The sequence below is a fragment of the Massilia sp. CT11-137 genome, from assembly GCF_047302885.1.
GTDB lineage: Bacteria > Pseudomonadota > Gammaproteobacteria > Burkholderiales > Burkholderiaceae_D > Telluria > Telluria orientalis.
The window spans coordinates 2,740,903-2,765,002 of the sequence record NZ_JBKYMP010000002.1; the positions used below are offsets into that span (position 1 = coordinate 2,740,903).

The following is a 24,100-nucleotide window of genomic DNA, read 5'->3' on the forward strand; positions in this document are numbered from 1 at the left end:
CGGCAGGCGGCGCACCGCCTGCCGTGGCCGTCATCCGGCGTCGATGCGCCGGATCGCGCGGGCATGCCCGCGGAATGGACGGCCATACACGGTCTGGATGCCGCTGGCAAAATTCTGCCCCCAGACCAGTTGCGGCCGTGTGTCGTGGGACTCGTTCGACCAGTACCAGACGCGGTCGAAACCTTCCCGCAGGTTGGCGAACAGCAGGGCGAGTTCGCGCCGTGTCGGCAGCTCGCCGTGCTGCGCGCCAGCCCATTCGCGCGCGGCAGGCCAGCTGACGTCGGACGCTTCGTCCGGCAACAGCACCAGGTGGTAGTCGGACTCGCCGTTCTTGCCGAGTATCAGGCCGGCATAGGCTTCGCCTTCCTTCAACATTTCTTGGATCCTCAGGTAGTCACCCATTGCGCAACCCTTTCGTCATGTCTTGCGGTCTCGTATGACCATCGATCGCCGCGCTTGGTTGCGACATTCGATACGACCTAGCTCATAACGGCGTTTGCAATAATGGTTCTCAACTATCGTTGTGAAGGTGACTTGCTGCAATTGTTGACTTCGGGATACGTCAGTCGTCGAGCGGACGGGTGATATCCGGCCCGTCGGCGCCGGCCCGGTTGACGGCCGTGCTGACCTTGTACCATTCGAAGGCGTCCGCCGGCACCGCCGCATGGCGCGCCAGTTCGATGGCCTGCTGGGGCGACAGGCCCGGATCGAGCCAGAGTTTCGCGTCTTCCGCCTCCAGCACGACGGGGCGGCGGTCGTGGATGTCCAGCATGCCGCCGGACGCGTCGTCCGTGACGATGACGAAACCGGCCTCGGCGCGGTTCCCCTCGAATGGGCCGAAGTTGGCGACGGCCAGCATGAACAGCGGGGCGTGGTCCTTGCGGTGGATGTGCCACGGCTGCTTGTGGCCTTTTTCTCCCGTCCACTCGTACCATCCCTCGGCGGGCACGATGCCGCGCCCGTTCTTGACGAGCCGCGACCAGTAGCGGTTGGCCAGCTTTTCCAGCCGGGCGTTGATGACGATGGGCACCTTGCCTTCAGCCCATTTCGCGCGGTAACTCCAGAACACGTCGTCCACGCGCTGCTCGCCGTCCTGCACGTGCATGACGGGGCGGTAGGTGCCGGGCGCCGCGTTCGTCGTCGGTCTCGACTCGCTGTCGAACACGGCGTCGGTCCAGCCGATCAGGTTGGCGTAATGGCGCGCGGTCTGGCTTTGGTCAAATCGTCCACACATGGGACGATGGTAGCGCAGATGGGAAACGGCAGTCGTCCGTTAGGGCGCGCCGTGCCGGTCGGTCCGTACATGGTGGCGCCGGATTCATGCGACGAGGCGGCGCGTGGGCGCGAACCGCCACAACAATCCCGTCAGCGCCAGCGACAGCGCGAAGACGAGGGCGACGACGATGATATCCCAGCCGGGGATGGCGCGCAGCGGGGCATCCGGGCCGGCAAGCAGGTCGACGAACAGGAAGTGCGACGCATAGATGCCCAGCACCAGCGGCCCGAGCCCGGCGAGGCGGGGACAGCGCAGCGGCGCCGGATCGGACAGGGCCAGCATCGTCATGCCCAGACCATAGAAATAGGTGCCGAGCACGAAATCCTGTGCCATGTTCGTCCCCCAATGTGCGTGCAGCCAGGCGACCTCCGCCAGCTGGAGGGCCAGTCCGCCCAGCGCCAGCGCGGGACCGAGCCGGCGCCATGCGGGCCGCGGACCCAGGCGCTGCAGACGGACGCCGGTGACGAACATGATCAGGCTGAAGCACAGCCCGTTGCGCATGTTGACGGGCGTGTGAAAACCGATGGGCGTGTCGGCATACGCCTTGGCTGCGAGGCCGAGCGCGTACAGCGCCAGCGCCAGGACGACGAGCGTGCGCTCCATGCCGCGCGCGAGCAGGGCGCTGGTCACGATGGCCGCCAGTGCAAGTGCCGGCAGGAACCACAGGTGGGCCTTGGTGCCTTGCAGCAGCAGGGTGGGCAGGCCGGGGAGGGGCGCGTGGCGGCTTCCCAGCCCACCGCCGCGACCGTGATGAGGAAATAGATCGCGGACCAGGCGACGAACAGCACGAGGACGCGCCGGGCGAGCGCCACGCCGGCCGTCCGGCATGCGGCACCGTCCTGGCAGCGGCCGGCCCAGAAATAGCCGGACAACATGAAGAACAGCGGCACGGCGAAGCGTTCCAGCTGGTCGCACACCGTGCGCGCGTCGAAGCGCAGTCCGACCGCGTCGAGGCCTGCGCGCGGCGCGGTGTGCAGCGCGATGACGGCGGCGATCGCCAGGACCCGGAAGACGTCGACGGCCTGGATGCGCGCCGCGGCGGACCGGCTGCCCTGTTGTTTCTGCATCATCGTGGTGGGCATTTGTTCAACGATTTTGCCGAAAACCGCATGAATAGTTCCTTCTCAGCAAGATCATTCGACTCGAATTTGCTAAACTCATGGATTATTGCTATCGCGCAAGTTCGCGCGCTTGTCCCGGGACTCGTGCCAGTCTCGACAGTGTTGCACGTCCAGCCCATCCAGCCCGTTTCGATTTGAGCGCCTTACTCCTATTATTCGTCACCATCGCACTGTCGGCGATCATGCTGATGGTCCTGCGCTCGCTGGCAAGTAGCGGGGTGCCCGGCATGCGCGAGTGGACGGTCGCGAACGTCCTGGCCATCGCGGCGCTGCTGCTGTTCGCCGGCCGCGGGCGGATCGCGGACGTGCTGTCGATCGACATCGCGAACCTGCTGTTCCTGTGCGCGCCGGCGCTGATGCATGCCGGCTTCCAGCGCCACCTCGGCCGCCCGGCGCCGTACGGTGCGCTGGCCGTGCTGGTGGCCGCGTCGACCGCGGCGCTGGGCACATTCCACTATGTCGTGGATGTGATGGCGGTGCGCGTCGCGCTGTCGTCCCTGTTTCACGGCATCGTGTGCGTCGCCATGGCCTGGGGGCTGCGGCCCTGGGCGCAGCCCGGCCGGGCCGGTTATCCGATCCGGTTCGCGTTCGGCGCCGCGCTGACCCTGGCGGCGGCCCACGCGGTGCGCGCGCTGATGTACGCGACCCACCATGACGCCCAGGTCGCGCTGTTCGACGCTTCGCCGGTCAACCTGGTCTGCTTTGCCCTCGGCACGCTGGCGCTGCCGGGCCTGACCCTGGGCGCCGTGATGATGGCGAACGCCGGCCTGATCGGCCAGGCCCGGTATGCGGCGGAACACGACCACCTGACCGGCGCCTGGTCGCGCCGCGCCTTCTTTGGCCGCGCCGGGCGCGCCCACGCGGATGCCGTGCGCGCGGGCAGGACACTGTCGGTGCTGATCTTCGACGTCGACCATTTCAAGTCCATCAACGATACCCACGGCCATGCCGTCGGCGACCTTGTGCTGGCCGACCTCGTCGCGCGGACGGGCGCCGTGCTGCGCGGCGACACCTGCGCCCGGCTGGGCGGGGAGGAATTCGGCGTCCTGCTGCCGGATTCCGATGCGGACGCGGCCATGTCGCTCGCCGACGAATTGCGGCGCACGCTCGAACAGGCCGCCGTGGCCGGACCAGGGGGCGTGGCCGTACGCTACACGGTCAGCGTGGGGGTGGGCAGTCTCGATGACGGGGAGTCGCTGGCGAGCCTGTTGCAGCGGGCGGATGCGGCGCTGTATGCGGCCAAGCGGGGCGGGCGGAACCGGGTGGCGGATGCACGGCTCGTGGACGGCGAGCGATGTAAGTACGCAACGCCGGGCAGTTAGCGAGTAGGAATTTTCCTACAGCTGAGCTACTATCTGGCAATCGTTCTTATATTTAGAGCATTGGCAATCCATGCACACCCCTACCGTCACCGTCACCGTCATCGCCCTTTGCTATAACCACGAGCGTTTCGTGCTGGACTGCCTGGAGAACATTCGCGCCCAGACGTTCCAGGACTTCGAATTGATCGTGATCGACGACTGCTCGCGCGATCATTCGCCGCAGGTCATCGCGAATTGGCTGGCCCAACATTATCCGGCGGCCCGTTTCATCCGCCACGAGGTCAACCGCGGTATCTGCGCCTCGCTGAACGAAGCGCTGGCGCTGGCACAAGGTGCGTACGTCAGCATGACCGCCACCGACGACACCTGGCTGCCGCACAAGCTGGAATCGCAGGTGGCGCTGGCGCAATCGCTCGACGCCGACACGGCCGTCATCTATGCCGATGCCGGGCAGATGGATGAGGCGGGGGAATTGCTCCCCAAACCGTTCATCGAGGCGCATGGCGTCACCGAACCGCCGCAGGGACGGATCTTCAGCATGCTGGCCAACGGCAATTTCATCCCCGCCATGGCCACGCTGATCCGGCGCGACGCACTGGAGGCCGTCGGCGGTTACGACGAACGCCTGAACTACGAAGACTACGACATGTGGTTGCGGCTGGCGGACCGTTATGCCTTCGCTTTCCAGCCCGAGGTCGTGGCGCACTACCGTATCGTGGCCACGTCCGTGGTGCGTACCGTGTTTGCCCAGCCGAGCGCCTGGTATCACCACTCGAATTTCCTGATCCGCCAGAAATGGTTGCGCTCGGGCCGCCTGACGCGGCAACAGCGCACGCTGTGGGTCGACAAGATGTGGTGGGCGGCGTATGGATTGTTCGTCCTCGACGACCGGCGCGCCGCCTCCTGCCTGTGGCTGGCGTTCCGCCACTCTGGCCGGCCGCGCGCGGCGGTGCTGGCCCTGGCGTCCCGGCTCGGGGTGTCGCGCGCGCGGCTCATGCGGTTGCGCCGGGCCGTCACCGGGATGACCCGGAGCGCGCGACCTGATTTCAAGCCGGAATGACACCCGCGCCAGCGCGGTCAATATTGTAATTTCGACCCTGATCGGGTCTGGCTGTGCTAGAATTCGGCGCGCTGCCCGGATGGTGAAACTGGTAGACACCCGGGACTTAAAATCCCGTGCCAGCGATGGCGTGCCGGTTCGATCCCGGCTCCGGGCACCAGGTGCCTCTGCGCATTTGGCAGCTAGCCGTCACTCCTTTTTCCGACTGCGATCGTTCCGCAAAATGCGAGGCATTCCGCAATGATCGTCTTGCCTTGAATCTGCCTGACCAGAGCGCGGTCAGTATCAACAGATAGTTATCGAGCATGGTGCAAACCTCAACCGTTGGTTTGTAAATTGTCTCGACGGTGAGGATGCGCCGCCCCGAACGGCCGCACGACGGCCGCCGCCGCCGCCACCAGCACATGCGGCGGACGCGGCGCCAGCCGTCGCCCCCCTGGCCGCGTCAGCACGCGCAACGCGACGTCGAACGACACGCCGTCCTCGTGCAGGAGGCGGGCGGTGCCATGGTGCCGGCTGGCGTCCAGCACGGCCTCGATGAACATGGCGGAGATGCGGTCATGGCGTCGATTCATCGTTCGCTCCCGGAAGGCTGAGTCCACATCATTGTGCGCCGATCCGGCCGCTGCTGCCATTCAACATGCATGACGCGTGCCGGCCGGCGGCGCATGGTGTAGCATGCGGGGCGATACGCCCGCGGCCGCCATCGCCGCGGCAGGAAACATGCAAGGATACATTTTGAATATCACGATCAACGAGGAACTCCGCTCTTTCATCGATCCCCTCACTCCCGTCGAATACGCCGCACTCGAACGCAGCCTGCTGGCCGACGGCTGCCGCGACGCGCTCGTGCTGTGGCGCGACGTGCTGATCGACGGGCATAACCGCTACGACATCTGCACGAAGCACGGCATTCCGTTCCGGACGGTCAACAACGACAAGTTCGACTCGCTGGAAGACGTCATGCTGTGGGTGATCGACAATAACCTCGCGCGCCGCAGCGTGTCCGACTTCCAGCGCGGCATGCTCGCGCTGCGCAAGAAGGAAATCGTCGCCGCGCGCGCCGCCCAGCGTGCCGCCGAGGCACCGCCGGACCAGCCGGCGCCGGAACCTGCCGACGATCCGGTCGACCCACCCTGGAGCACGCGCGAGGACGTGGCCAAGGCCGCGCGCGTGTCGGCCAACACGCTGAGCCAGATCGAGCGCATCCGCAAGACGGCGGCGCCGGAACTGGTCGACGCCGTGCGCAGCGGGACGATTTCCGTCAGCGCCGCCGCCAGCGTCGCGTCGCTGCCGCCGGAAGCGCAGGTCGCCGCCGTCGCCGGCGGGCGCAAGGAGCTGCAGCAGGCGGCGCGCCAGGTGCGCGAACAGAAGGCGGGCGCCAAGCCGAAGAAGGAAGTCGTGCCGGATTCGCCGGAAGACCAGGTGAAGGCCTTGCGGGCCCAGGTCGGCGAATTGAAGGACCGCGTCGCCACCTTGATGACGGAAAACGAAGTGCTGCGCCAGAAGCTCGCCGCGCTCGGCGGCGCCTGATCGGGGAGAACCCCATGACGCCGTCCCGCGCGACCCCGGTCGCCATCGCCTGCGCCGCGCTGTTCGCGCTCGCCCAGCCCGTGGCCGCGCATGCCGCCACGCAGCCGCATGCCGCCGCCGCATCCTCCGAGCGCGCGCGCATGCGGGCCCAGGCACGGCGTGTGGCGATCCTGCGCGACAAATGGGGCATCCCGCACGTCTTCGGCAAGACCGATGCGGACGCCGTGTTCGGCATGCTGTACGCGCAGGCCGAGGACGATTTCAACCGCGTCGAGCTCAATTACATCAACGCGCTGGGGCGGCTGGCCGAGGTCGAGGGCGAGAAGGCGATCTGGCGCGACCTGCGCATGAAGCTGTACATCGACCCGGCCGAGCTGAAGGCGAAGTATGCGGAGAGCCCGGCATGGCTCAGGAAGCTGATGGATGCGTACGCGGATGGCCTGAACTGGTATCTCGCGACGCATCCGCAGGTCAAGCCCACGCTGATCACGCGTTTCGAGCCGTGGATGGCGCTCGCGTTCAGCGAGGGCAGCATCGGCGGCGACATCGAGACCATCGACCTGAAGGCATTGCAGGCGTTCTACGGGGCGGCACCGGCGCCCGCCGTGGCGCTCGCCGACAAGGGCTTCGATCCGGAGCCGCGCGGCTCCAACGGCTTCGCCATCGCGCCGCGCCTGACGGCCGGCGGCCACGCGCTGCTGCTGATCAATCCGCACACGTCCTTCTATTTCCGGCCCGAGATCCACATGGCGAGCGGGGAGGGACTGAACGCGTACGGTGCCGTCACATGGGGCCAGTTCTTCATCTACCAGGGCTTCAACGACCGCGTGGGCTGGATGCACACGTCGGGCGGCGGCGACGTCATCGACGAGTACCTGGAAACGGTGGAGCGGCGCGACGGCGGTTTCGTCTACAAGTACGGCGCCGGCGAACGGCCCGTGCGCGCGAAGACCATCGAGTTGCCCTATAAAACCGCGAATGGCATGGCGACGCGCACCGTCACGGCGTACTTCACGCACCACGGTCCCGTGATCCGCGCGCAGGACGGCAAGTGGGTCGCGGTGCGCATGATGGACGACCCGATGCACGCGCTGATGCAGTCGTACGGCCGCACGAAGGCGCGCGACTACGCGGCGTTCCGCAAGGTGATGGACCTGCGCACGAATTCGTCGAACAACACGGTCTACGCGGATGCCGACGGCAATATCGCCTACTTCCACGGCAATTTCATCCCGCGCCGCGACCCGCGCTTCGACTGGACGAAGCCCGTCGACGGCAGCGACCCGGCCACGGAGTGGAAGGGCCTGCACGACGTCGGCGAGACGATCACGGTGTTCAATCCGGCGAGCGGCTATATCTCCAACACGAACAACTGGCCGTGCACGGGCTTCGGCGCGAGCAGCCCGGATTGCTCGAAATATCCGGCCTACATGTGGTCGCTGCCGCAGAATCCGCGCGGCGTGCACGCCGAGCGCGTGCTGCACGATGCGCGCGACCTCACGCTCGACGGGCTCATCGCGAAGGCCTACGACAGCTACCTGACGGCGTTCGAACCGCTCGTCCCGGCCGTGGTGAAGGACTGGGATGCGCTGCCGGACGGGGATCCGCTGAAGGCACGCCTGGCCGACCAGGTGGCGCTGCTGCGCGGCTGGGATCTGCGCTCCTCGACGGCGTCCGTGCCGACGTCGCTCGCCGTGTACTGGGGCCAGGCCATGGTCGCGCAGGCATCGAGCCGTGCGAAGGCGCAGCATGTCCCCGTCATCGATTTCGTGCAGACGCGGCTGACGCCGCAGGAACGCCTGGATGCATTGGGGCGCGCGCGCGACAGGCTGCAGGCCGACTTCGGCAGCTGGAAGACGCCGTGGGGCGAGCTCAACCGCTTCCAGCGCCTGTCCGGCGCCGTCGACCAGCAGTACGACGACAACAGGCCGAGCCTGCCCGTCGGCTTCACGTCCGCCAACTGGGGCTCGCTCGCGTCGTTCGGCATGACGGCGCAGCAGACGACGAAGCGCATCTACGGCGACCGGGGCAACAGTTTTGTTGCCGCGGTCGAGTTCGGCCCGCGCCTGCGCGCGAAGAGCATCCTGGCCGGTGGCGAGAGCGGGGATCCGGCGTCTCCCCATTTCGTCGACCAGGCCGCGATGTACAGCCGCGGCGAATTCAAGGACGTGCTGTACTACAGGGAAGACATCGAAAAACAGCTCGAGCGCAAATACCATCCGGGCGAGTGACGGCGGCCCGCTGCGCTGGCGCCGCGCGATGCCGGATTGCCGGCGGGATTGTTATAATCCTCGGATCGTACAACGGCTTTCCAGGGCGGGACAGGGCAGTGGCAAAACTCTATTTCAGGTATTCGGCAATGAACGCGGGCAAGTCGACGTCGTTGCTGCAGGTGGCGCACAACTATGAGGAGCAGGGCCAGAAGGTCCAGCTGTACACGGCCGCCATCGACGACCGCTACGGCGTCGGCCAGATCACCTCGCGCCTGGGGCCGCAGCGCCAGACCGACGTGTTCGACAAGACCACGAATTTCCTGGACAAGGCCCCGGCCGTGTCCTGCGTGCTCGTCGACGAAGCCCAGTTCCTGACGAAGGAGCAGGTCGTGCAGCTGCACCAGCTGGCGCAGGTGCGCGGCGTGCCCGTCATCTGCTACGGCCTGCGCAGCGATTTCCGCGGCGAGCCGTTCCCCGGCTCCGCGCACCTGCTGGCGCTGGCCGACGATATCGAGGAAATCAAGAACATCTGCACGTGCGGCAAGAAGGCGACGATGAACATCCGGGTCGATCCGGAAGGACGCCGCATCCGCGAAGGCGAGCAGGTCAGCATCGGCGGCAACGAGAGCTACCGCCAGGCCTGCGCCCGCTGTTTCTACTTGGGCTGACGCGCCGCGGCCATGTCCTGGCTTGCGGGCTGCGCTCCCCATCTGCCCGCCTGGGCCTGCGGCCTGGGCGAGATGCTGCTCTATCTCGTGCCGTCGCTCGCGCTCGCGTTCCTGATCTGGATGGTGACGCGGGCGCACCCCGCCTTCTTCCTGTTCAGCGCGGTCGGCACGTTCTGCCACGAGCTGGCGCATTTCTCGGTCGGGCTGCTGCTGGGCGCCGAGCCTGTCGGTTTTACCATCATCCCGCGCCGCAACGGGCGCGTGTGGGAGCTCGGGTCCGTCTCGTTCGCCAACCTGCGCTGGTACAACGCCGCGCCCGCGGCGCTGGCGCCTTTCCTCGTACTGCTCGTACCCGTCACCGTGGCCTGGTGGCGCACCCGCGCCCCGTGGCACTTCGGTCCGGCCGACCTGGCGCTGACCCTGCTGCTGGCGCCGCAGTTCCTGTCGTTCTGGCCATCGCCCGTCGACTGGAAACTGAGCGCGCGCAGCTGGCCTTATCTGTTGATCATCGCGGCGGGCGGCCTGGCTTACTGTTGGTTTCAAACCAGTTTGTTTCGATTTGTAAAAACGTAGGCCGGCGGGCGCCGTGAAGACTTAAGCTCGGCTGAAGACGCGTACAAGCCGGCTCTGCGCCGCCGCGCTATCCTGTAGAATGGGTTGCATCCGCCGCTGCGTCGGCGCGACTGACGGCCCGCCCGCCAGACAGTCGCATGAATATTCCCGTCCGGAGAACCAAGAATGAAGAAGCAGTTGTTGACGGTCGCGCTGGCGTTTGCCATGTCGGCCCACGTGGTCACGGCGCAGCCCGAGAAGGTTGCCGCGGTCAAGACCGACACGGCCCCCATCGTCCAGATCAAGCCAGCCCCCGCCCAGACCCAGGCCGCCCTGTGGGCCTCGCGCGTGCTCGCGCGCTACCACTACAAGGCGACGCCGCTGGACGACGCGATGTCCGCGAAGATCTTCGACGCTTACTTCAAGGCGCTCGACAGCGAGAAACTCTACTTCACCCAGGCCGACATCGACAGCTTCGCGCCCGTGCGCACCAAGCTGGACGATGCGATCAACAATGAAGACCTGACGGTCCCTTTCCAGATCTACAACGTCTACCAGCAGCGCTTCTTCGACCGCATGACGTATGCGCGCGAGCTGTTGAAGGGCAAGTTCGATTTCAGCACGGACGAATCGCTGCAGATCGACCGCGAGAAGGCGCCGTGGGCCAAGAACGAGGACGAGGCGAAGGACCTGTGGCGCAAGCGCGTCAAGAACGACTGGCTGCGCCTGAAGCTCGCCGGCAAGGACGAGAAGGCGATCCGCGAGACGCTGGACAAGCGCTACGAGGGCTACCAGAACCGCCTCAAGAAGCTGAACAACGAAGACGTGTTCCAGATGTTCATGAACGCGTACGCGATGGCCATCGAGCCGCACACGAACTACCTGGGCCCGCGCTCGGCCGAGAACTTCGACATCGCCATGCGCCTGTCGCTGGACGGCATCGGCGCCGTGCTGCAGTCGCGCGAGGACTACACCGTGATCCGCGAGATCGTCCCGGGCGGCCCGGCCGACAAATCCGGCAAGCTGAAGGTGGGCGACCGCATCGTCGGCGTCGCGCAGGGCAATGGCCCGTTCACGGACGTGATGGGCTGGCGCATCGACGACGTCGTGCAGCTCGTGCGCGGCGAACGCAACTCGACGGTCCGCCTGGACGTGCTGCCGGCCGACGCCGGCCAGGACGGCAAGCACACGACCATCTCCCTCGTGCGCCAGAAGATCAGCATGGAAGAGCAGTCGGCCAAGAAGAAGATCATCGAGGTCACGGATAACGGCGTGAAGCGCCGCATCGGCGTGATCCAGCTGCCGACCTTCTACCAGGACTTCGAGGCGCGCCGCAAGGGCGACAAGGACTTCAAGAGCGCCACGCGCGACGTCAAGCGCATCCTGGGCGAACTGAAGAAAGAGAAGGTCGACAACGTGCTGATCGACCTGCGCAACAACGGCGGCGGTTCGCTGATCGAGGCCGTCGAGCTGACGGGCCTGTTCATCGACAAGGGTCCGGTCGTGCAGCAGCGCAGCGCGGAAGGCCGCGTCGAAGTCGAAAGCGACACGGATGCCGGCCTGGCCTGGGACGGCCCGATGGGCGTGCTGATCAACCGTGGTTCGGCATCGGCGTCGGAAATCTTCGCCGCCGCGATCCAGGATTACGGCCGCGGCATCATCATCGGCGAGCCGAGCTTCGGCAAGGGCACCGTGCAGACGCTGATCAACCTCGACCGTTTCTCGCAGAACGACAAGATGAAGTACGGCGAGCTCAAGATGACGATCGCCCAGTTCTTCCGCATCAACGGCGGCACCACGCAGCTGCGCGGCGTCACCCCCGACATCAAGTTCCCGGTTACGTCGGATGACGACAACTTCGGCGAAGCGTCCTACGACAACGCGCTGCCGTGGGTCCAGATCAAGCCGGCGACGTACATGCCGTCCGGCGACCTGAAGGAGCTGTTCAACCCGCTGCAGAAGAAGCACGATTCCCGCGTCGCGAAGGACCGCGACTTCCTGGACATCGAGCAGGACATCGCGGAAGCGCTGAAGGTCCGCAAGGACAACGTCATCTCGCTGAACGAGACCGTGCGCCGCAAGGAGCGTGAGAACCAGGAAGCGAAGGCCCGCCTGCGCGAATCGCGCCTGGCCGGCAAGGACAATCCGGACGAGCCGGTGTCCGGTCCGGGCAGCAAGGAGCAGCGCGGCAAGGTGCCGACGCCGACCAGCCCGAAGAAGACGAATGTCGTGCTGAAAGGCGCGGCGAGCGCGGACGACGGGCTGCAGGGCGACGAGCGCAGCCTGACGGCGGAACTGGCCGCCGAGAAGGCCGCCAAGAACGCCAAGGACGTGTATCTGCAGGAGGCTGCCCACATCCTGGCCGACGAGGCCGGCATGTTGAAGGCCGACACCCGCATGGCGTCGCGTGCGATGCCCTACATGTCGATGTTGAAACAACCTGGGAACTGATTGGTTGTTAAATGTGAAATAGCCGCCGGTTAGGCGCTCATCCTTACCGGATGGCCGAAGGCGAGGCTCCCCTGGGAGTCTCGCCTTTTTTTATGCCGTTCAATTGAAAATTGGATTTTTTACAGGTGTGCTACAGTCACTCAGCAGTTAATTTAAAAATAACTTTATGAACTGAGCAAGGAGTGCAATATGACAACTCGTTACCTCATCGCGGCGGCTCTGCTGGTCGGGAGCGCATGCGGAGCCCAGGCAGAAGTGGTCTCGGGGAACCAATCGGGCTTCCTGTCCGGATGGACCGGCGGGAACGGCGCGGACGTGGTCAGTTCGGGCGTGCTGGCGAACGGCACAAGCCTGGTCGGCGGCGCCGCCTACGGCAGCGGCAACCTGGCCGAAACCCTGTACCAGAAGGCCAGCGCCAACGTCGGCCAGAGCGGTGCCCCGGTCAAATTGACGTATTCGCAGGGCATCGAAGGCACGTATCTGCTGAGCACGAGCAATGCGAGGCTGGCGGCGATGCTGGGTAACGGCATGGCGGTGGTGTCCACGAGCGACGGCAAGGTCGTCACGGTCGGCCAATCGGGCAGCGTGACGGTGGGCAACGGTGGCGGCTTCGGCGGCGGCTTCGGCAACGGCGCGATCGGGGGCGGCGCGCCGGGCGGCGGCAATGCGTCCGGCGGCGGCAGCGCATCCAATGGCGGCGGCGCGTCCGGCGGCGGCACGGCGGTGGCCGGCGGTGGTTCCACCAAGGGCGGCGGCTCGACGAATGCGGGCAACGGCGTCGACGGCGCCCCGTCCGGCAATTACAACAACGGGAACGGCGCGACGGTGATCACGCCGGCGGCCGGCGGCCAGGAGGGCGGCGCCATCGTCCAACTGCCGATCCCGGCGCAGAACAGCCATGCCGGCGGCAGCGCCGGCAACGGCGGCGGCATCGGCGGCATCGGCGGCATCAGTGACGATGTCGGCGTGGGCCTGCCGGCCGCGCCCGCGGCGGCCGTGCCGGAACCGTCGTCGATCGCCCTGATGATGGCGGGCATGCTGGGCGCGATGGGCATCGTCCGTCGCCGCAAGCGCTGATCGACACGCTACGCGGCAGCACGAACGCCCCCGCCCGCGCGGGGGCGTTTGCATTTGGGCCGCGCGCTTCTTGCCGGATGATTTCGGGTACAATCTTTGGAACGGTCGTGCTTTTTTGGCCGGCATAACAAAGGAGACAACATGGACCTGACCTATACCGGCGACGACCTGGCCTTCCGCGACCAGGTGCGTGCCTTCCTCGCGGCCGAGCTGCCGGCCGACCTGCGCCACAAGGTGGCCAACCACCTGCGCCTGCACAAGGACGACTACGTGCGCTGGCACCGCATCCTCGCGCGCCGGGGCTGGGCCGCGCCCGGCTGGCCGCGCGAGTACGGCGGCCCGGGATGGACGCCCGTGCAGCGCCACATCTTCGAGGAAGAATGCGCCCGCGCCGGTACGCCGCCCGTGCTGCCGTTCGGCGTGAACATGGTCGCGCCCGTCATCATGGCGTTCGGCAGCGAGGAACAGAAAGCGTATTACCTGCCGCGCATCCTGGCGTGCGAGGACTGGTGGTGCCAGGGCTATTCCGAGCCGGGCGCCGGGTCCGACCTCGCGTCGCTGAAGACGACGGCGGTGCGCGACGGGGATCACTACATCGTCAACGGCCAGAAGACGTGGACGACGCTGGCCCAGCACGCCGACATGATCTTCTGCCTCGTGCGTACCGACCCGGCCGTGCGCAAGCAGGAGGGCATCTCGTTCCTGCTGGTCGACATGCACGCCCCCGGCGTCACCGTGCGCCCCATCGTCATGCTCGACGAGGACCACGAGGTGAACGAGGTCTTCTTCGACAACGTGCGCGTGCCCGTGGCGAACCTCGTCGGCCAGGAAAACCGCGGCTGGACGTATGCGAAATATCTGCTGGGCCACGAGCGCACGGGGATCGCGGCCGTGGGCCGGTCCAAGCGCGAGCTGGCCCGGCTCAAGGCGCTCGCCCGGCGCGAGCGGAAGGACGGCGCGCCGCTGCTGCGCGATCCGCTGTTCGCGGCGAAAGTGGCGGACCTCGAGATCGAGCTGATGGCCCTCGAGATGACGGTGCTGCGCGTGCTGGCGCAAGCCGACAAGGCGCCGGGGCCGGAAGCGTCCGTGCTGAAGGTGCGCGGCACCGAGATCCAGCAGCGGCTGTCGGAACTGATGGTCGAGGCGGCCGGCCCGCTGGCGCTGCCGTTCGACCCGGCCTACCTGGAAGGCGAGCAGGCGCACAGCGCCATCGACGACGACATCGCCGCGCCGCTGCTGCCGCATTACTTCAATTTCCGCAAGACGTCGATCTACGGCGGCTCGAACGAGATCCAACGCAACATCATCTCCCAGATGATCCTGGGCCTGTGAGGAAAGACATGGACTTCAACTTCAAGGAAGAGCAGCTGCAACTGGCGGATGCGCTCAAGCGCTGGATCGCGCGCGACTACACGTTCGAGGCGCGCCGCGCCATCGTCGGGTCGGCGGCCGGCGTATCGGATGCCGCCTGGGCCACGCTCGCCGAGCTCGGCCTCACGGCACTGCCGCTGCCGGAAGCGCAGGGCGGCTTCGATGGCGATGCCGTCGACATGTTCGTCGTGATGCAGGAACTCGGCCGCGGCCTCGTGGTCGAACCGTATTTCGCGACGATGTTCGGCGCCGAGTTCCTGCGTCGCGGGCGTGCGCATGAAGCGCTGCTCGAACGCGTGGCCGCGGGCGACCTGAAGCTGGCTTGTGCGCTGGGCGAGCGCCAGTCGCGCCACGACCTGCGCGACATCGCAACGCGTGCCGCCCCGGATGGCGCCGGCTGGCGCCTGAACGGCGAAAAGAAGGTCGTGCTGCACGGCGCGCAGGCGGGCGTGCTGATCGTGTCGGCCAGGACGGCCGGCGCGCAGCGCGACGAGGACGGCATCACGCTGTTCGCGGTGCCGGCGGACGCGGCGGGCGTGGTCATGCGCGACGTGCGCATGCTGGACGGCCAGCGTGCGGCCGACGTGCTGCTGCGCGACGTGACGGTCGGCGCGGATGCCGTGATCGGCACCGCGGGCGAGGGCTGGACCATCCTGGAAGCGGCGGCCGACCATGGCGCCGGCCTGCTGTGCGCGGAAGCGTTGGGTGCGATGGATGCGCTGTTCGGCGCGACGCTCGACTACCTCAAGACGCGCCAGCAGTTCGGCGTGCCGATCGGTAAGTTCCAGGCCTTGCAGCACCGCATGGCCGACATGTACGTGCATCTGGAGCAGGCCCGTTCGATGGCGCTGCTGGCCGCCGTGCGCCTTGCCAATGATGCGCGCACGGGCAATGTCGCCGAGCGCCGCCGCGCGGTCGCGGCCGCCAAGTACCGCGTGGGCCAGGCCGCCCGCTTCGTGGGCCAGCAGGCGATCCAGCTGCACGGCGGGATGGGCGTGACGGACGAGTTGCCGGCGTCGCATTATTTCAAGCGCCTGTCGACGATCGAGCTGACGCTGGGCGATTGTGACCATCACCTGGCCCGCTTCATCGCGCAGCCGGGCTTTTACGATGACGAGGAGGCGGCATGAAGGCGTACTGGTACTTCGAGGATTTCGAACCCGGCCAGGACATCGACCTGGGCACGCGCACCGTCACGGAAGACGAGATCGTCGCGTTCGCGCGGGAGTTCGATCCGCAGCCGTTCCACCTCGATCGCGGCGCGGCGGCGGAGTCGATCTTCGGCGGCGTGATCGCCAGCGGCTGGCACACGTGCAGCATGATGATGCGCATGGTCGTCGACGGGCTGCTGAACCGCTCGGCCAGCATGGGCTCGCCCGGCCTGGACGGCGTGCGCTGGCTCGCGCCGGTGCGCGCGGGGGACACGCTGAACGTGCATTACCGGACCACGCGGGTGAAGGCGTCCGCGTCGAAGCCCGACCGCGGCGTCGTCTGGTCCACATGGGTCGCGCTCAACCAGCATGGCGAGACCGTGTGCACGGTCGAAGGCATGGGCATGTTCGGGCGCCGGTCCGGCGCGGAGGCTCGCCATGGCTAGCGCCCTGCACGAAGTGACGGGGCTCGACGCGCTGCGCGGCCTCGTCGGCACGGAGCTGGGCCGGTCGCGCTGGTTCGAGATCGGCCAGGACCGCATCGCCACGTTCGCCGACGCCACCGACGACCACCAGTGGATCCACATCGATCCCGCACGCGCGGCACGCGAATCGCCGTTCGGCGGGACCGTGGCGCACGGCTTTCTCACCCTGTCGCTGCTGCCGTCGATGCTGTCCGACGTGCTCGTCATGGCCGACGCGAAGCTGGTCGTGAACTACGGCTTGAACAAGGTGCGGTTTCCCGCGCCGGTGCCGGCCGGCAGCCGCGTGCGCGCGGCGATCGTGCTGGCGGCATTGGACGATGAACATGGATCGAGCCAGCTGACGCTCGACGTCACGGTCGAACGCGAGGGCGGCACGAAGCCCGTGTGCGTGGCCGAATTCCTCGTGCGGCGCTACGCGTGAAAAACTAGGCGACGCAGTCGGCGCCGCCCAGCCGGTAGCGGTTGCGGCCCTCGGCCTTGGCCTGGTACAGCAGGGCGTCGGCCACCTGGATCAGGTCGGCCGGGATACTGTGCTCGCCCGGCACCATGCAGGCGATGCCCATGCTGGCGGTGAGGCGGGAGGACGTGGGCGACGCGGCGTGCGGGATCGCCATCTGCTCCAGCTCCGTCATCAGGCGGTGCGCCACGCCGGTGGCGCCACGGCCGTCCAGCTGCGGCAGCAGGATCGCGAATTCCTCGCCGCCATAGCGCGCCACGAGGTCCTGCGTACGCGCGGCGGCGCGCCGCATCGCGGTCGCGAACTGCACGAGCGTCGCGTCGCCGGCCTGGTGGCCGTAGTGGTCGTTGTACAGTTTGAAGTGGTCGATGTCCACGAGGATCAGCGCCACCGGCAGGCCCGCGCGGCCGCAGCGGCGCCATTCGGCATCGAGGCGCTCGTCGAAGGCGCGGCGGTTCGCGACGCCGGTCAGGGCGTCCGTGAGGATCAGCGCGCGCAGGGCGTCGCGCTGGCGCTTGACGGTCAGTTGCGTGCGCACGCGGGCGCGCACGACGGCGGCGTTCACCGGCTTGCTGATGAAGTCGGCCGCGCCGGCGCCCAGTGCGCGCGTCTCGTCCTCGGGCGACTTCAGCGCCGTCACGAAGATCACGGGGATGTCGCTCGTCTCGGGCGCCGCCAGCAATTCCTTGCAGACGGCATACCCGTCCATGCCGGGCATGACGGCGTCCAGCAGGATCAGGTCGGGCTGCTGGGTACGGGCGATCTCGAGCGCGCGTGGACCGTCCATCGCGAACAATACCTCGTGCTCGTCCTGCAGGGCGCCGTGCAGGATCTGGATGTTTTCCATTGCATCGTCGACCACCAGGATGCGGCCGTTGACGGCCATGTCGGTCCAGCTCATGCATCTTCCTTCGTATCCAGTAGCGTCCGCACCAGCTGCCCCGCCTCTTCGAAGCGCAGGGTCGCCACGGCATCCGCCAGCGGGGCCACCTGGCATGGTTCGAGGCGGGCGAGGGCGGGGCGCAGCGTCTCGAACTGCGCGATCGCTTTCATGTTGTTATTGTGGAGCAAATCGAGGAGCTGCGCCAACTCGCGCTGCAGGATAGCGCTATCTTCCGGCACCGCGGCCGGCGCGGGCCTGGCCTCCGGCGCGGGAAGGTCGCGTGCCGCCTCCAGCACGATGGACAGCGCGGCGCCGAGACGGGCGAGGCGCAGCGCGAGCGCCGCCTCGTCCTCGCTGCGCAGCGCCTGTTCCAGCTCCAGCGCCTGGCTCGCCACGTCCGTCGCGCCCAGGTTGGCGGCCACGCCGCGCAGGCGGTGCGCGGCCTGGCCCGCCCTGGCGCGGTCGCCGGCGTCGAGCAGGGCGCGGATGTCGGCCACGGCGCCGCCCTGCGAGCTTTCGAAGCGCCTGAACAACGCGGCGAAGTTGGCGAAATTGCCGCCGAAGCGGGGCAGCGTTGCCTTGAGGTCGATGCCGGGCAGGTAAGCCGGCACGGCCAGCCCGGCGGCGAGCGCCGACTGCGCCGCTTCGGACCGTGACGCCGCCGGCCGGCCGGTGACGCGGACCAGCATGTTCACCAGTTCGTCCACGTCGATCGGCTTGGCGAGGTAATCGTTCATGCCCGCGGCCAGCGCGCGGCGGCGGTCCTCTTCCAGTGCGTTGGCCGTCATCGCGATGATCGGCAGCCGGTCGAGCCCCATCGCGCGGATCGCGTGGGTCGCCTCGAAGCCGTCCATCACGGGCATCTGCAGGTCCATCAACGCCGCGTCGTAGTGCGCCGCGCAGTTGGCCGAATGTTCGGCGAGCATGCTGACGGCAACGCGGCCGTTGGCGGCGAAATCGACGCTGGCGCCCGCGTGCACGAGCACGTAGTTCGCCACTTCCTGGTTGAGCAGGTTGTCCTCGACGACGAGCACGCGCATGCCGGCCAGGCGCCCGGCCAGCGGCGTCGGGCGTCCGCTCGCCGGCGCGGGCGCGCCGCTGTGCAGTTCCGCCAGCGCGTCGGCCACCGCGCCCGGCGTGAACGGCTTCGCGAGCACGGCGTCGATGCGCAGGTCGGCCGCCACGGCGTCGAGGCGCTCCCGTTCCGGATCGGCCGCGAGCAGCGCGCAGCGGGGCAGGGCAATCGCCTGGTCGGCGCGCGCGAAGGCGATGACGGACGCGCCGTCCAGGTCCGCCAGGACGCTGTCGATGAACGCGACGTCGAACGGGCCGGCGGTGCGCAGCAGCGCGAGCGTGTCCGCGCCGCTCGCGGCCGTCTCGACGTGCCAGCCGCGGCCCGCGAGCAGGGCGGCCAGCGCGGCGCGGCTGCTCGCGTTGTCGTCGGCGACGCGGAACGGCGCGCTGAAGCGGAACGTGGCGCCCCGCCCGGGCACGCTGTCCACGCGCAGGTCGCCGCCCATCAGGCGCACGAGGCGGCGGCTGATGGCGAGGCCCAGCCCCGTGCCGCCGTACTTGCGGCTCGTGGACGTGTCGGCCTGCGAGAAGGCCTCGAACATGCGCTGCTGCTGCTCGGGCGGGATGCCGATGCCGGTGTCGCGCACGGTGAACGCCAGCGCATCCGGACCGGCCGGTTCGATGGTGAGCACGACTTCTCCATGTTCCGTGAACTTGATCGCGTTGCTGACGAGGTTGAGCAGCACCTGGCCGAGGCGCATCGGGTCGCCCACGAGGCGCGCCGGCACGTCGGGGTGGACCGCGAACACGGGTTCGATGCCCTTGTTCCACGCGCTCGTGGCGGACATCGCGGCGACGCTGGCGAGGACGTCGTCCAGCGCGAACGGCGTCTGTTCGAGCACGAGCTGGCCCGCTTCGACCTTCGAATAATCGAGGACGTCGTTCAGCATCGACAGCAGCGATTTCGCGGCCATCTGCATGCGCGCGACGTAGCCCCGCTCGCGCCGGCCCAGGTCGGCCTCCTCGAGCAGGCGCGCGAGGCCGATGACGGCGTTCATCGGCGTGCGGATCTCGTGGCTCATGTTGGCGAGGAACTCGCCCTTGGCGCTGCTGGCCGCTTCGGCCGCGCGCAGCGCTTCCTCCAGGCGCGACTGGGTGCGTTTGAGTTCCGTGATGTCCGCGTGCAGCATGTAGAAGCCCTGCACGCGGCCGTCGGCGTCGAAGTCGGGGATGTAGCTGCTCCACGCCTGGATCACCTTGCCGGAGCCCTTGCGGTGCAGCCTGCGCTCGAAGAACTGGCGCTCGCCGCGCAGCACGGCTTCCATGTGCGGCATCACTTCGCGGACCTGGTCTTCGTCCACGAGTTCGAGCATCGTGTGGCCGATGACGTCGGCGGCGTCGCGCTCCAGCCAGTCGAGATAAGGCTTGTTGGCGAAGCGGCAGCGCAGGTCCGCGTCCCAGTAGCCGACGAGCGCGGGCAGGTGGTCCGTCACGGTGCGGATCATGCGCTCGCTCTCTTCCAGGCGGCGGCTGGCGGCCCGGAGGGCGGCGGACGTCTCCACGCGCGCGGTGATGTCGCGGATGGTGCCCTGCACGATGCCGCGGCCGCCGATGTCGACGCTGTTCAGCAGCACGTCGGCGTGGAACAGCGAGCCGTCGCGGCGGCGGTAGATCCACTCGAAGCGGTTGCCGCCCGTGTCGAGCGTGCGCCGCATCGCCTCGTGCCACAGCTCGTCCGAGCGGCGGCCGTTCGGCTGGCATTCGGGCGAGCTGCTGGCCGGCGCCATCGCGAGGAATTCGTCCGCGCCCGCGCAGCCGAACAGGTCGATCGCCGCCTGGTTGGCGCTGATGAAGCCGGCCCCGTGGGCGATCAGCACGTGGGCGTCGCCCGAGCCTTCGAACAGCGCGCGGAACATCACCTCGTTGTCGCGGTTGCGCTGTTCCTGGCGCTTGCGCTCCGTGATGTCGAGGACGACGGCGTTGATGCCGACCAGGTCGCGATCCCGTCCGTACACCGGGTAGTAGCTGCAGATCCAGTGGCGCATGGTGCCCGGCTCCGCGGGCGATTCCCCGCTGTCCTCGACATCGATCAGCGGCCTCCCCGTCGTCAGCACGTGGCGGTAGGGCCGTTCGATGTGGACGCCCCGTTCGCCCAGCAGGTCGGGCAGGGTGTGCCCGATGTGGGCGCTGGCCGGGAGCGCGTTCACGGCCGCCAGGTAGTCGTTGATCATCACGACCTTCAGGCTGCGGTCGAGGAACGCGAGGCCGACCGGTGCCGTCGCGTACACGGTCGCCAGCATGGCGGAGGAACGCTGCAGTGCGTCGGTGCGCTCGGCCACGAGCGATTCCAGGCCGGCGCGGTATTGTTGCAGCTCGCCTTCGACCTTGCCGAGCGCGCGCGCGACGGTCGCCGCCTCGCGGATCGCCAGCGGCGGGATCACGAGCGCCTCGCCGCGGCCGAGGGCCGCTGCCGGCTCGGTCAGGGCGCGCACCGAGCGCGCGATCGAATCGCCGATGCGCCAGGCCAGGCCCAGGCTGACGGCCAGCATGACGGCGATCCACGCGAGCGTCGTGGCGGGATCGGGGCCGAGGATCTCGCGCGCGGCGTGGCGCGGGAAACCGATCGCCACGGCCCAGTCGTGGCCCAGCGTGCGCGCATAGGCCGAGTACATCGCCTGCGGACCATGCGCCGTCAGCTCGACGATGCCGACCGGCCTCTTGGCCACCGCCTTGATCAGATCCGGATGCATCCTGTCGCCGATCCCGTGCGGTGTGTGGCCGCGGTAGGCGACCAGCCTGCGGTTGTTGTCGAACACGAGCGCGCTCCAGCGCGCCGGCAGGTTCTGGTTCGCGAGCAGTTCCTGCAGGCGGCGCGGGCGCAGTTCGACCGTCACCGCATACGCGACCTTGCCCTCGCGCCAGACCGGCACGGTGATCGAGATCACCCACGGCTGCGTGGCGTCGCCCCGGTGCAGGCCGGACGTGACGGCGTCGCCTTTGGCGAAGACGGCGCGGATGTCGGCCTCGTTGCCGCGGGGCGGGAGTACGCTGCCGACGGCGTGGCGCGTGTCGAGGAGGACTTTGCCGTCCGGCGCGCTGACTGCGACCGCATAGGCGGGGAATTCGGGGCGCAGCAGCCGGCGCGCGGCCGTGTGGAACGCGGCCAGGTCGCCTCTGGCGAGATTCGCCTGGTTGGCCAGGGTGCGCGCCGCCGTTTCGCCGTTGGCGAGGTCGCGGTCGACGGCCGCGGCCAGCGCGCGCGCGATCATCTCGGCATCCTCGGCGACGTGGACCCGTTCGCGCTGGTCGGCGTCCCTGGCGAACACGATGTAGCCGATCAGGATCGGCAGGGCGCACGCCAGGACGAGCGTCACGAGCTTGGCGCGTATGGAAGGGAGAGAACGACGTTGTAACAGCTGCACAGCAAGCTCCGCGGATAATGCGCAGCCCAGGCGCCTTGCCAGCATGGTAGCCCAGCAGCCACCTCGTGTAAATTCGGGGTCGGAGCACATTTTGGGCAGGCGCCGCAGCCGCAAGTGCCTGTTTTATCGGACATTTAACGCCGCGCGTCGGGGAAAAAGTGGACCTGGCCCCGAATCTTGGCAACATTTGTTTCTTGCATGGCATGCAGGAGTGACATGAAGTCGCGCGGACGATACGTTTTGCCTTACGTAAAGTCATTCTCCATGTTAATTTTTCGTTCCTCTGGAATACAATGAAGGACTAGTCCTACATTGATCGAAGAGGTGGTATGGCCCGGCCCGAAAAAGTCCGACTTGGCGAAATCCTGGTGCAACAAAAGCTGCTGTCGGAAGACCAGCTGAACCAGGCGCTTGCCGACCAGAAGCGCACAGGCCGCAAGCTCGGCCGTGTGTTCGTCGAGAGCGGTTTCGTCACGGAAGAACAGATCTCGGGCGCACTGGCACGCCAGCTGGGCATCCCTTACCTCAACCTCAAGTTCTACAACATCAACCAGGACGTCGTGCGCCTGCTGCCGGAAACGCAGGCGCGCCGCTTCCGCGCGCTCGTGCTGGAAGACCGCGGCGAGACGATGCTCGTCGGCGTCTCCGACCCGACCGACCTGTTTGCCTACGACGAGATCGCGCGCCTGCTCAAAAAGGGCGTCGAGCTGGCCGTCGTCAACGAGACGGAAGTGCTGCAGGCGATCGACCGCATCTACCGCCGCACGGGCGAGATCACGGGCCTGGCGCGCGAGCTCGAACAGGACCTGGGCGACACGACCTCCGTCGACTTCAACGCGCTGTCCGCCAACTCCGGCCTCGAAGAAGCGCCGGTGGTGAAACTGCTGCAGTCGGTGTTCGACGACGCGGCCCAGGTGCGCGCGTCCGACATCCACATCGAGCCGCAGGACGGCCGCCTGCAGATCCGCTTCCGCATCGACGGCGTGCTGCACCTGCAGACGGAAGCCGACATCAAGATCGCGACGCCGCTGGCGCTGCGCCTGAAGCTGATGGCGGACCTGGACATCTCGGAAAAACGCCTGCCGCAGGACGGCCGCTTCGCCGTCAAGGTGCGCGGCCAGCGCATCGACGTCCGTATCTCGACGATGCCCACGCAGTACGGCGAATCCGTCGTCATGCGTCTGCTGAGCCAGGTGGGCATGAACTTGCGGCTGGATGCGATCGGCATGCCGGCCGCGCTGGTGGAACGCTTCCGCGCCATCGTCCAGCGGCCGAACGGCCTCGTGCTCGTGACGGGACCGACGGGTTCCGGCAAGACGACCACGCTGTACAGCGCCCTGGCCGAGCTGAACTCCGTCGAGAAAAAGCTCATCACGGTCGAGGACCCGATCGAATACCGGCTGTCCGGTATCAACCAGGTGCAGGTCAACGACAAGATCGAGCTGAATTTCGCGCGCGTGCTGCGTTCCGCGCTGCGCCAGGACCCGGACATCGTGCTTGTCGGCGAGATGCGCGACCAGGAGACGGCGCAGATCGGCCTGCGCGCCGCCATGACGGGCCACCTCGTGCTGTCCACGTTGCACACGAACGATGCGGCATCGACCCCGCTGCGCCTGATGGACATGGGCGTGCCGCGCTACATGGTGAGCGGCTCGCTGCAGGCCGTGCTGGCGCAGCGTCTCGTGCGCGTGATCTGCGAAAGCTGCTCCGAGCCGTACCAGCTGCCGGCGCCGGAACGCGCCTGGCTGCGCGCCGAACTGGGCGACCGCGCCGAAACCGTGCCGTTCTTCCACGGGCGCGGCTGCTCGCACTGCAACGGCACGGGCTACCGCGGCCGCACGGGCGTGTATGAACTGCTGGAGATGACGCGCGCCGTCAACGAAGCCGCCAACCACCCGGACCCGTCGCACTTCCTGAAGGTGGCGCATGCCGAGATGCGCGGCGAGACCTTGCGCCGCAGCGGTGTGCGCCTCGCGATCCAGGGCCGCACGACGGTGGCGGAAGCCATGCGGATCAGCAACCAGATGGAAGACTGATAGACATT

Annotated in this window: 20 protein-coding genes and 1 tRNA gene; 14 read left to right on the forward strand and 7 right to left on the reverse strand. The window is 67.8% G+C overall.

All coding sequences use genetic code 11. From position 1 onward, the window contains the following. Positions 1-30: 30 nt before the first annotated feature. The 4 genes from ACEN98_RS29155 to ACEN98_RS29170 all read right to left on the reverse strand — a co-directional run bounded on the left by ACEN98_RS29155 (position 31) and on the right by ACEN98_RS29170 (position 2,358). Positions 31-375, reverse strand: coding sequence for a DUF1566 domain-containing protein (locus ACEN98_RS29155; RefSeq protein WP_413388326.1), 345 nt, complete (start codon positions 373-375; stop codon positions 31-33). A 187-nt stretch (positions 376-562) separates the two neighbouring features. Next, positions 563-1,234 carry an SOS response-associated peptidase gene (locus ACEN98_RS29160; RefSeq protein WP_413388327.1) on the reverse strand — a complete coding sequence of 224 codons (672 nt, stop codon included), beginning with the start codon at positions 1,232-1,234 and terminating at the stop codon, positions 563-565. Positions 1,235-1,318: 84 nt separating this feature from the next. Continuing rightward, a complete protein-coding gene (locus ACEN98_RS29165) occupies positions 1,319-1,906 on the reverse strand; it encodes a hypothetical protein (RefSeq protein ID WP_413388328.1) in 588 nt (195 codons plus the stop codon). Further along, a complete protein-coding gene (locus tag ACEN98_RS29170) occupies positions 1,903-2,358 on the reverse strand; it encodes an acyltransferase family protein (RefSeq protein ID WP_413388329.1) in 456 nt (151 codons plus the stop codon). The genes ACEN98_RS29165 and ACEN98_RS29170 overlap by 4 nt, the downstream gene beginning before the upstream one ends. A 221-nt stretch (positions 2,359-2,579) precedes the next feature. Here ACEN98_RS29170 and ACEN98_RS29175 point away from each other — a divergent pair, with 221 nt between their 5' ends. The 3 genes from ACEN98_RS29175 to ACEN98_RS29185 all read left to right on the forward strand — a co-directional run bounded on the left by ACEN98_RS29175 (position 2,580) and on the right by ACEN98_RS29185 (position 4,939). Further along, complete coding sequence (locus ACEN98_RS29175) at positions 2,580-3,719, forward strand: diguanylate cyclase (protein ID WP_413388330.1); 1,140 nt, start codon at positions 2,580-2,582, stop codon at positions 3,717-3,719. Positions 3,720-3,789: 70 nt separating this feature from the next. Next, complete coding sequence (locus ACEN98_RS29180) at positions 3,790-4,779, forward strand: glycosyltransferase family 2 protein (protein WP_413388331.1); 990 nt, start codon at positions 3,790-3,792, stop codon at positions 4,777-4,779. Between the two features lie 73 nt (positions 4,780-4,852). After that, positions 4,853-4,939 (forward strand) — tRNA-Leu (locus ACEN98_RS29185). Positions 4,940-5,096: 157 nt separating this feature from the next. Here the strand turns inward: ACEN98_RS29185 and ACEN98_RS29190 are convergent. Beyond that, complete coding sequence (locus tag ACEN98_RS29190; RefSeq protein WP_413388332.1) at positions 5,097-5,354, reverse strand: hypothetical protein; 258 nt, start codon at positions 5,352-5,354, stop codon at positions 5,097-5,099. A gap of 163 nt (positions 5,355-5,517) precedes the next feature. On the opposite strand from ACEN98_RS29190, the gene ACEN98_RS29195 reads away from it, so the two are divergent. From ACEN98_RS29195 to ACEN98_RS29240, 10 genes are all read left to right on the forward strand, one after another. Beyond that, complete coding sequence (locus ACEN98_RS29195; protein WP_413388333.1) at positions 5,518-6,312, forward strand: hypothetical protein; 795 nt, start codon at positions 5,518-5,520, stop codon at positions 6,310-6,312. A 14-nt stretch (positions 6,313-6,326) separates the two neighbouring features. Then, positions 6,327-8,543, forward strand: coding sequence for a penicillin acylase family protein (locus ACEN98_RS29200; RefSeq protein WP_413388334.1), 2,217 nt, complete (start codon positions 6,327-6,329; stop codon positions 8,541-8,543). A gap of 98 nt (positions 8,544-8,641) precedes the next feature. Next, complete coding sequence (locus ACEN98_RS29205) at positions 8,642-9,193, forward strand: thymidine kinase (RefSeq protein WP_413388335.1); 552 nt, start codon at positions 8,642-8,644, stop codon at positions 9,191-9,193. Between the two features lie 12 nt (positions 9,194-9,205). After that, entirely contained in the window at positions 9,206-9,766 is a 561-nt protein-coding gene (locus ACEN98_RS29210; protein WP_413388336.1) for a hypothetical protein, read from the forward strand. Between the two features lie 165 nt (positions 9,767-9,931). Continuing rightward, the gene (locus tag ACEN98_RS29215; protein WP_413388337.1) at positions 9,932-12,196 is read left to right on the forward strand and encodes a carboxy terminal-processing peptidase; all 2,265 of its coding nucleotides are present in this window, start codon (positions 9,932-9,934) and stop codon (positions 12,194-12,196) included. Positions 12,197-12,385: 189 nt separating this feature from the next. Next, on the forward strand, positions 12,386-13,273 hold the full coding sequence (locus tag ACEN98_RS29220) for a PEP-CTERM sorting domain-containing protein (RefSeq protein WP_413388338.1): 888 nt from the start codon (positions 12,386-12,388) through the stop codon (positions 13,271-13,273). Positions 13,274-13,414: 141 nt separating this feature from the next. Further along, positions 13,415-14,605, forward strand: coding sequence for an acyl-CoA dehydrogenase family protein (locus tag ACEN98_RS29225; protein WP_413388339.1), 1,191 nt, complete (start codon positions 13,415-13,417; stop codon positions 14,603-14,605). 8 nt (positions 14,606-14,613) lie between these two features. Continuing rightward, positions 14,614-15,774 (forward strand): acyl-CoA dehydrogenase family protein, encoded by a 1,161-nt coding sequence (locus tag ACEN98_RS29230; protein ID WP_413388340.1) that lies wholly within the window; start codon positions 14,614-14,616, stop codon positions 15,772-15,774. Continuing rightward, the gene (locus ACEN98_RS29235) at positions 15,771-16,241 is read left to right on the forward strand and encodes a MaoC family dehydratase (RefSeq protein ID WP_413388341.1); all 471 of its coding nucleotides are present in this window, start codon (positions 15,771-15,773) and stop codon (positions 16,239-16,241) included. Before ACEN98_RS29230 ends, ACEN98_RS29235 begins: the two co-directional genes overlap by 4 nt. Then, positions 16,234-16,701, forward strand: coding sequence for a MaoC family dehydratase (locus ACEN98_RS29240; RefSeq protein ID WP_413344260.1), 468 nt, complete (start codon positions 16,234-16,236; stop codon positions 16,699-16,701). Before ACEN98_RS29235 ends, ACEN98_RS29240 begins: the two co-directional genes overlap by 8 nt. Before the next feature lie 4 nt (positions 16,702-16,705). On the opposite strand, the gene ACEN98_RS29245 is transcribed toward ACEN98_RS29240, so the two are convergent. Beyond that, the gene (locus ACEN98_RS29245) at positions 16,706-17,638 is read right to left on the reverse strand and encodes a diguanylate cyclase domain-containing protein (RefSeq protein WP_413388342.1); all 933 of its coding nucleotides are present in this window, start codon (positions 17,636-17,638) and stop codon (positions 16,706-16,708) included. Further along, positions 17,635-22,008, reverse strand: a complete 4,374-nt coding sequence (locus ACEN98_RS29250; protein WP_413388343.1) for a PAS domain-containing protein — start codon at positions 22,006-22,008, stop codon at positions 17,635-17,637. The genes ACEN98_RS29245 and ACEN98_RS29250 overlap by 4 nt, the downstream gene beginning before the upstream one ends. A 377-nt stretch (positions 22,009-22,385) precedes the next feature. On the opposite strand from ACEN98_RS29250, the gene ACEN98_RS29255 reads away from it, so the two are divergent. Next, positions 22,386-24,092 (forward strand): GspE/PulE family protein, encoded by a 1,707-nt coding sequence (locus tag ACEN98_RS29255; RefSeq protein WP_160409818.1) that lies wholly within the window; start codon positions 22,386-22,388, stop codon positions 24,090-24,092. The last annotated feature ends 8 nt before the right edge of the window (positions 24,093-24,100 follow it).

What these genes read in the sequence shown, in the direction of transcription:
- ACEN98_RS29155 (WP_413388326.1), bottom strand. Translation starts at nt 375, where the DNA reads ATGTTGAAGGAAGGCGAAGCCTATGCCGGCCTGATACTCGGCAAGAAC.
- ACEN98_RS29160 (WP_413388327.1), bottom strand. Translation starts at nt 1,234, where the DNA reads ATGTGTGGACGATTTGACCAAAGCCAGACCGCGCGCCATTACGCCAAC.
- ACEN98_RS29170 (WP_413388329.1), bottom strand. Translation starts at nt 2,358, where the DNA reads ATGCCCACCACGATGATGCAGAAACAACAGGGCAGCCGGTCCGCCGCG.
- ACEN98_RS29175 (WP_413388330.1), top strand. Translation starts at nt 2,580, where the DNA reads ATGCTGATGGTCCTGCGCTCGCTGGCAAGTAGCGGGGTGCCCGGCATG.
- ACEN98_RS29180 (WP_413388331.1), top strand. Translation starts at nt 3,790, where the DNA reads ATGCACACCCCTACCGTCACCGTCACCGTCATCGCCCTTTGCTATAAC.
- ACEN98_RS29190 (WP_413388332.1), bottom strand. Translation starts at nt 5,354, where the DNA reads ATGAATCGACGCCATGACCGCATCTCCGCCATGTTCATCGAGGCCGTG.
- ACEN98_RS29200 (WP_413388334.1), top strand. Translation starts at nt 6,327, where the DNA reads ATGACGCCGTCCCGCGCGACCCCGGTCGCCATCGCCTGCGCCGCGCTG.
- ACEN98_RS29210 (WP_413388336.1), top strand. Translation starts at nt 9,206, where the DNA reads ATGTCCTGGCTTGCGGGCTGCGCTCCCCATCTGCCCGCCTGGGCCTGC.
- ACEN98_RS29215 (WP_413388337.1), top strand. Translation starts at nt 9,932, where the DNA reads ATGAAGAAGCAGTTGTTGACGGTCGCGCTGGCGTTTGCCATGTCGGCC.
- ACEN98_RS29220 (WP_413388338.1), top strand. Translation starts at nt 12,386, where the DNA reads ATGACAACTCGTTACCTCATCGCGGCGGCTCTGCTGGTCGGGAGCGCA.
- ACEN98_RS29225 (WP_413388339.1), top strand. Translation starts at nt 13,415, where the DNA reads ATGGACCTGACCTATACCGGCGACGACCTGGCCTTCCGCGACCAGGTG.
- ACEN98_RS29230 (WP_413388340.1), top strand. Translation starts at nt 14,614, where the DNA reads ATGGACTTCAACTTCAAGGAAGAGCAGCTGCAACTGGCGGATGCGCTC.
- ACEN98_RS29235 (WP_413388341.1), top strand. Translation starts at nt 15,771, where the DNA reads ATGAAGGCGTACTGGTACTTCGAGGATTTCGAACCCGGCCAGGACATC.
- ACEN98_RS29240 (WP_413344260.1), top strand. Translation starts at nt 16,234, where the DNA reads ATGGCTAGCGCCCTGCACGAAGTGACGGGGCTCGACGCGCTGCGCGGC.
- ACEN98_RS29245 (WP_413388342.1), bottom strand. Translation starts at nt 17,638, where the DNA reads ATGAGCTGGACCGACATGGCCGTCAACGGCCGCATCCTGGTGGTCGAC.
- ACEN98_RS29255 (WP_160409818.1), top strand. Translation starts at nt 22,386, where the DNA reads ATGGCCCGGCCCGAAAAAGTCCGACTTGGCGAAATCCTGGTGCAACAA.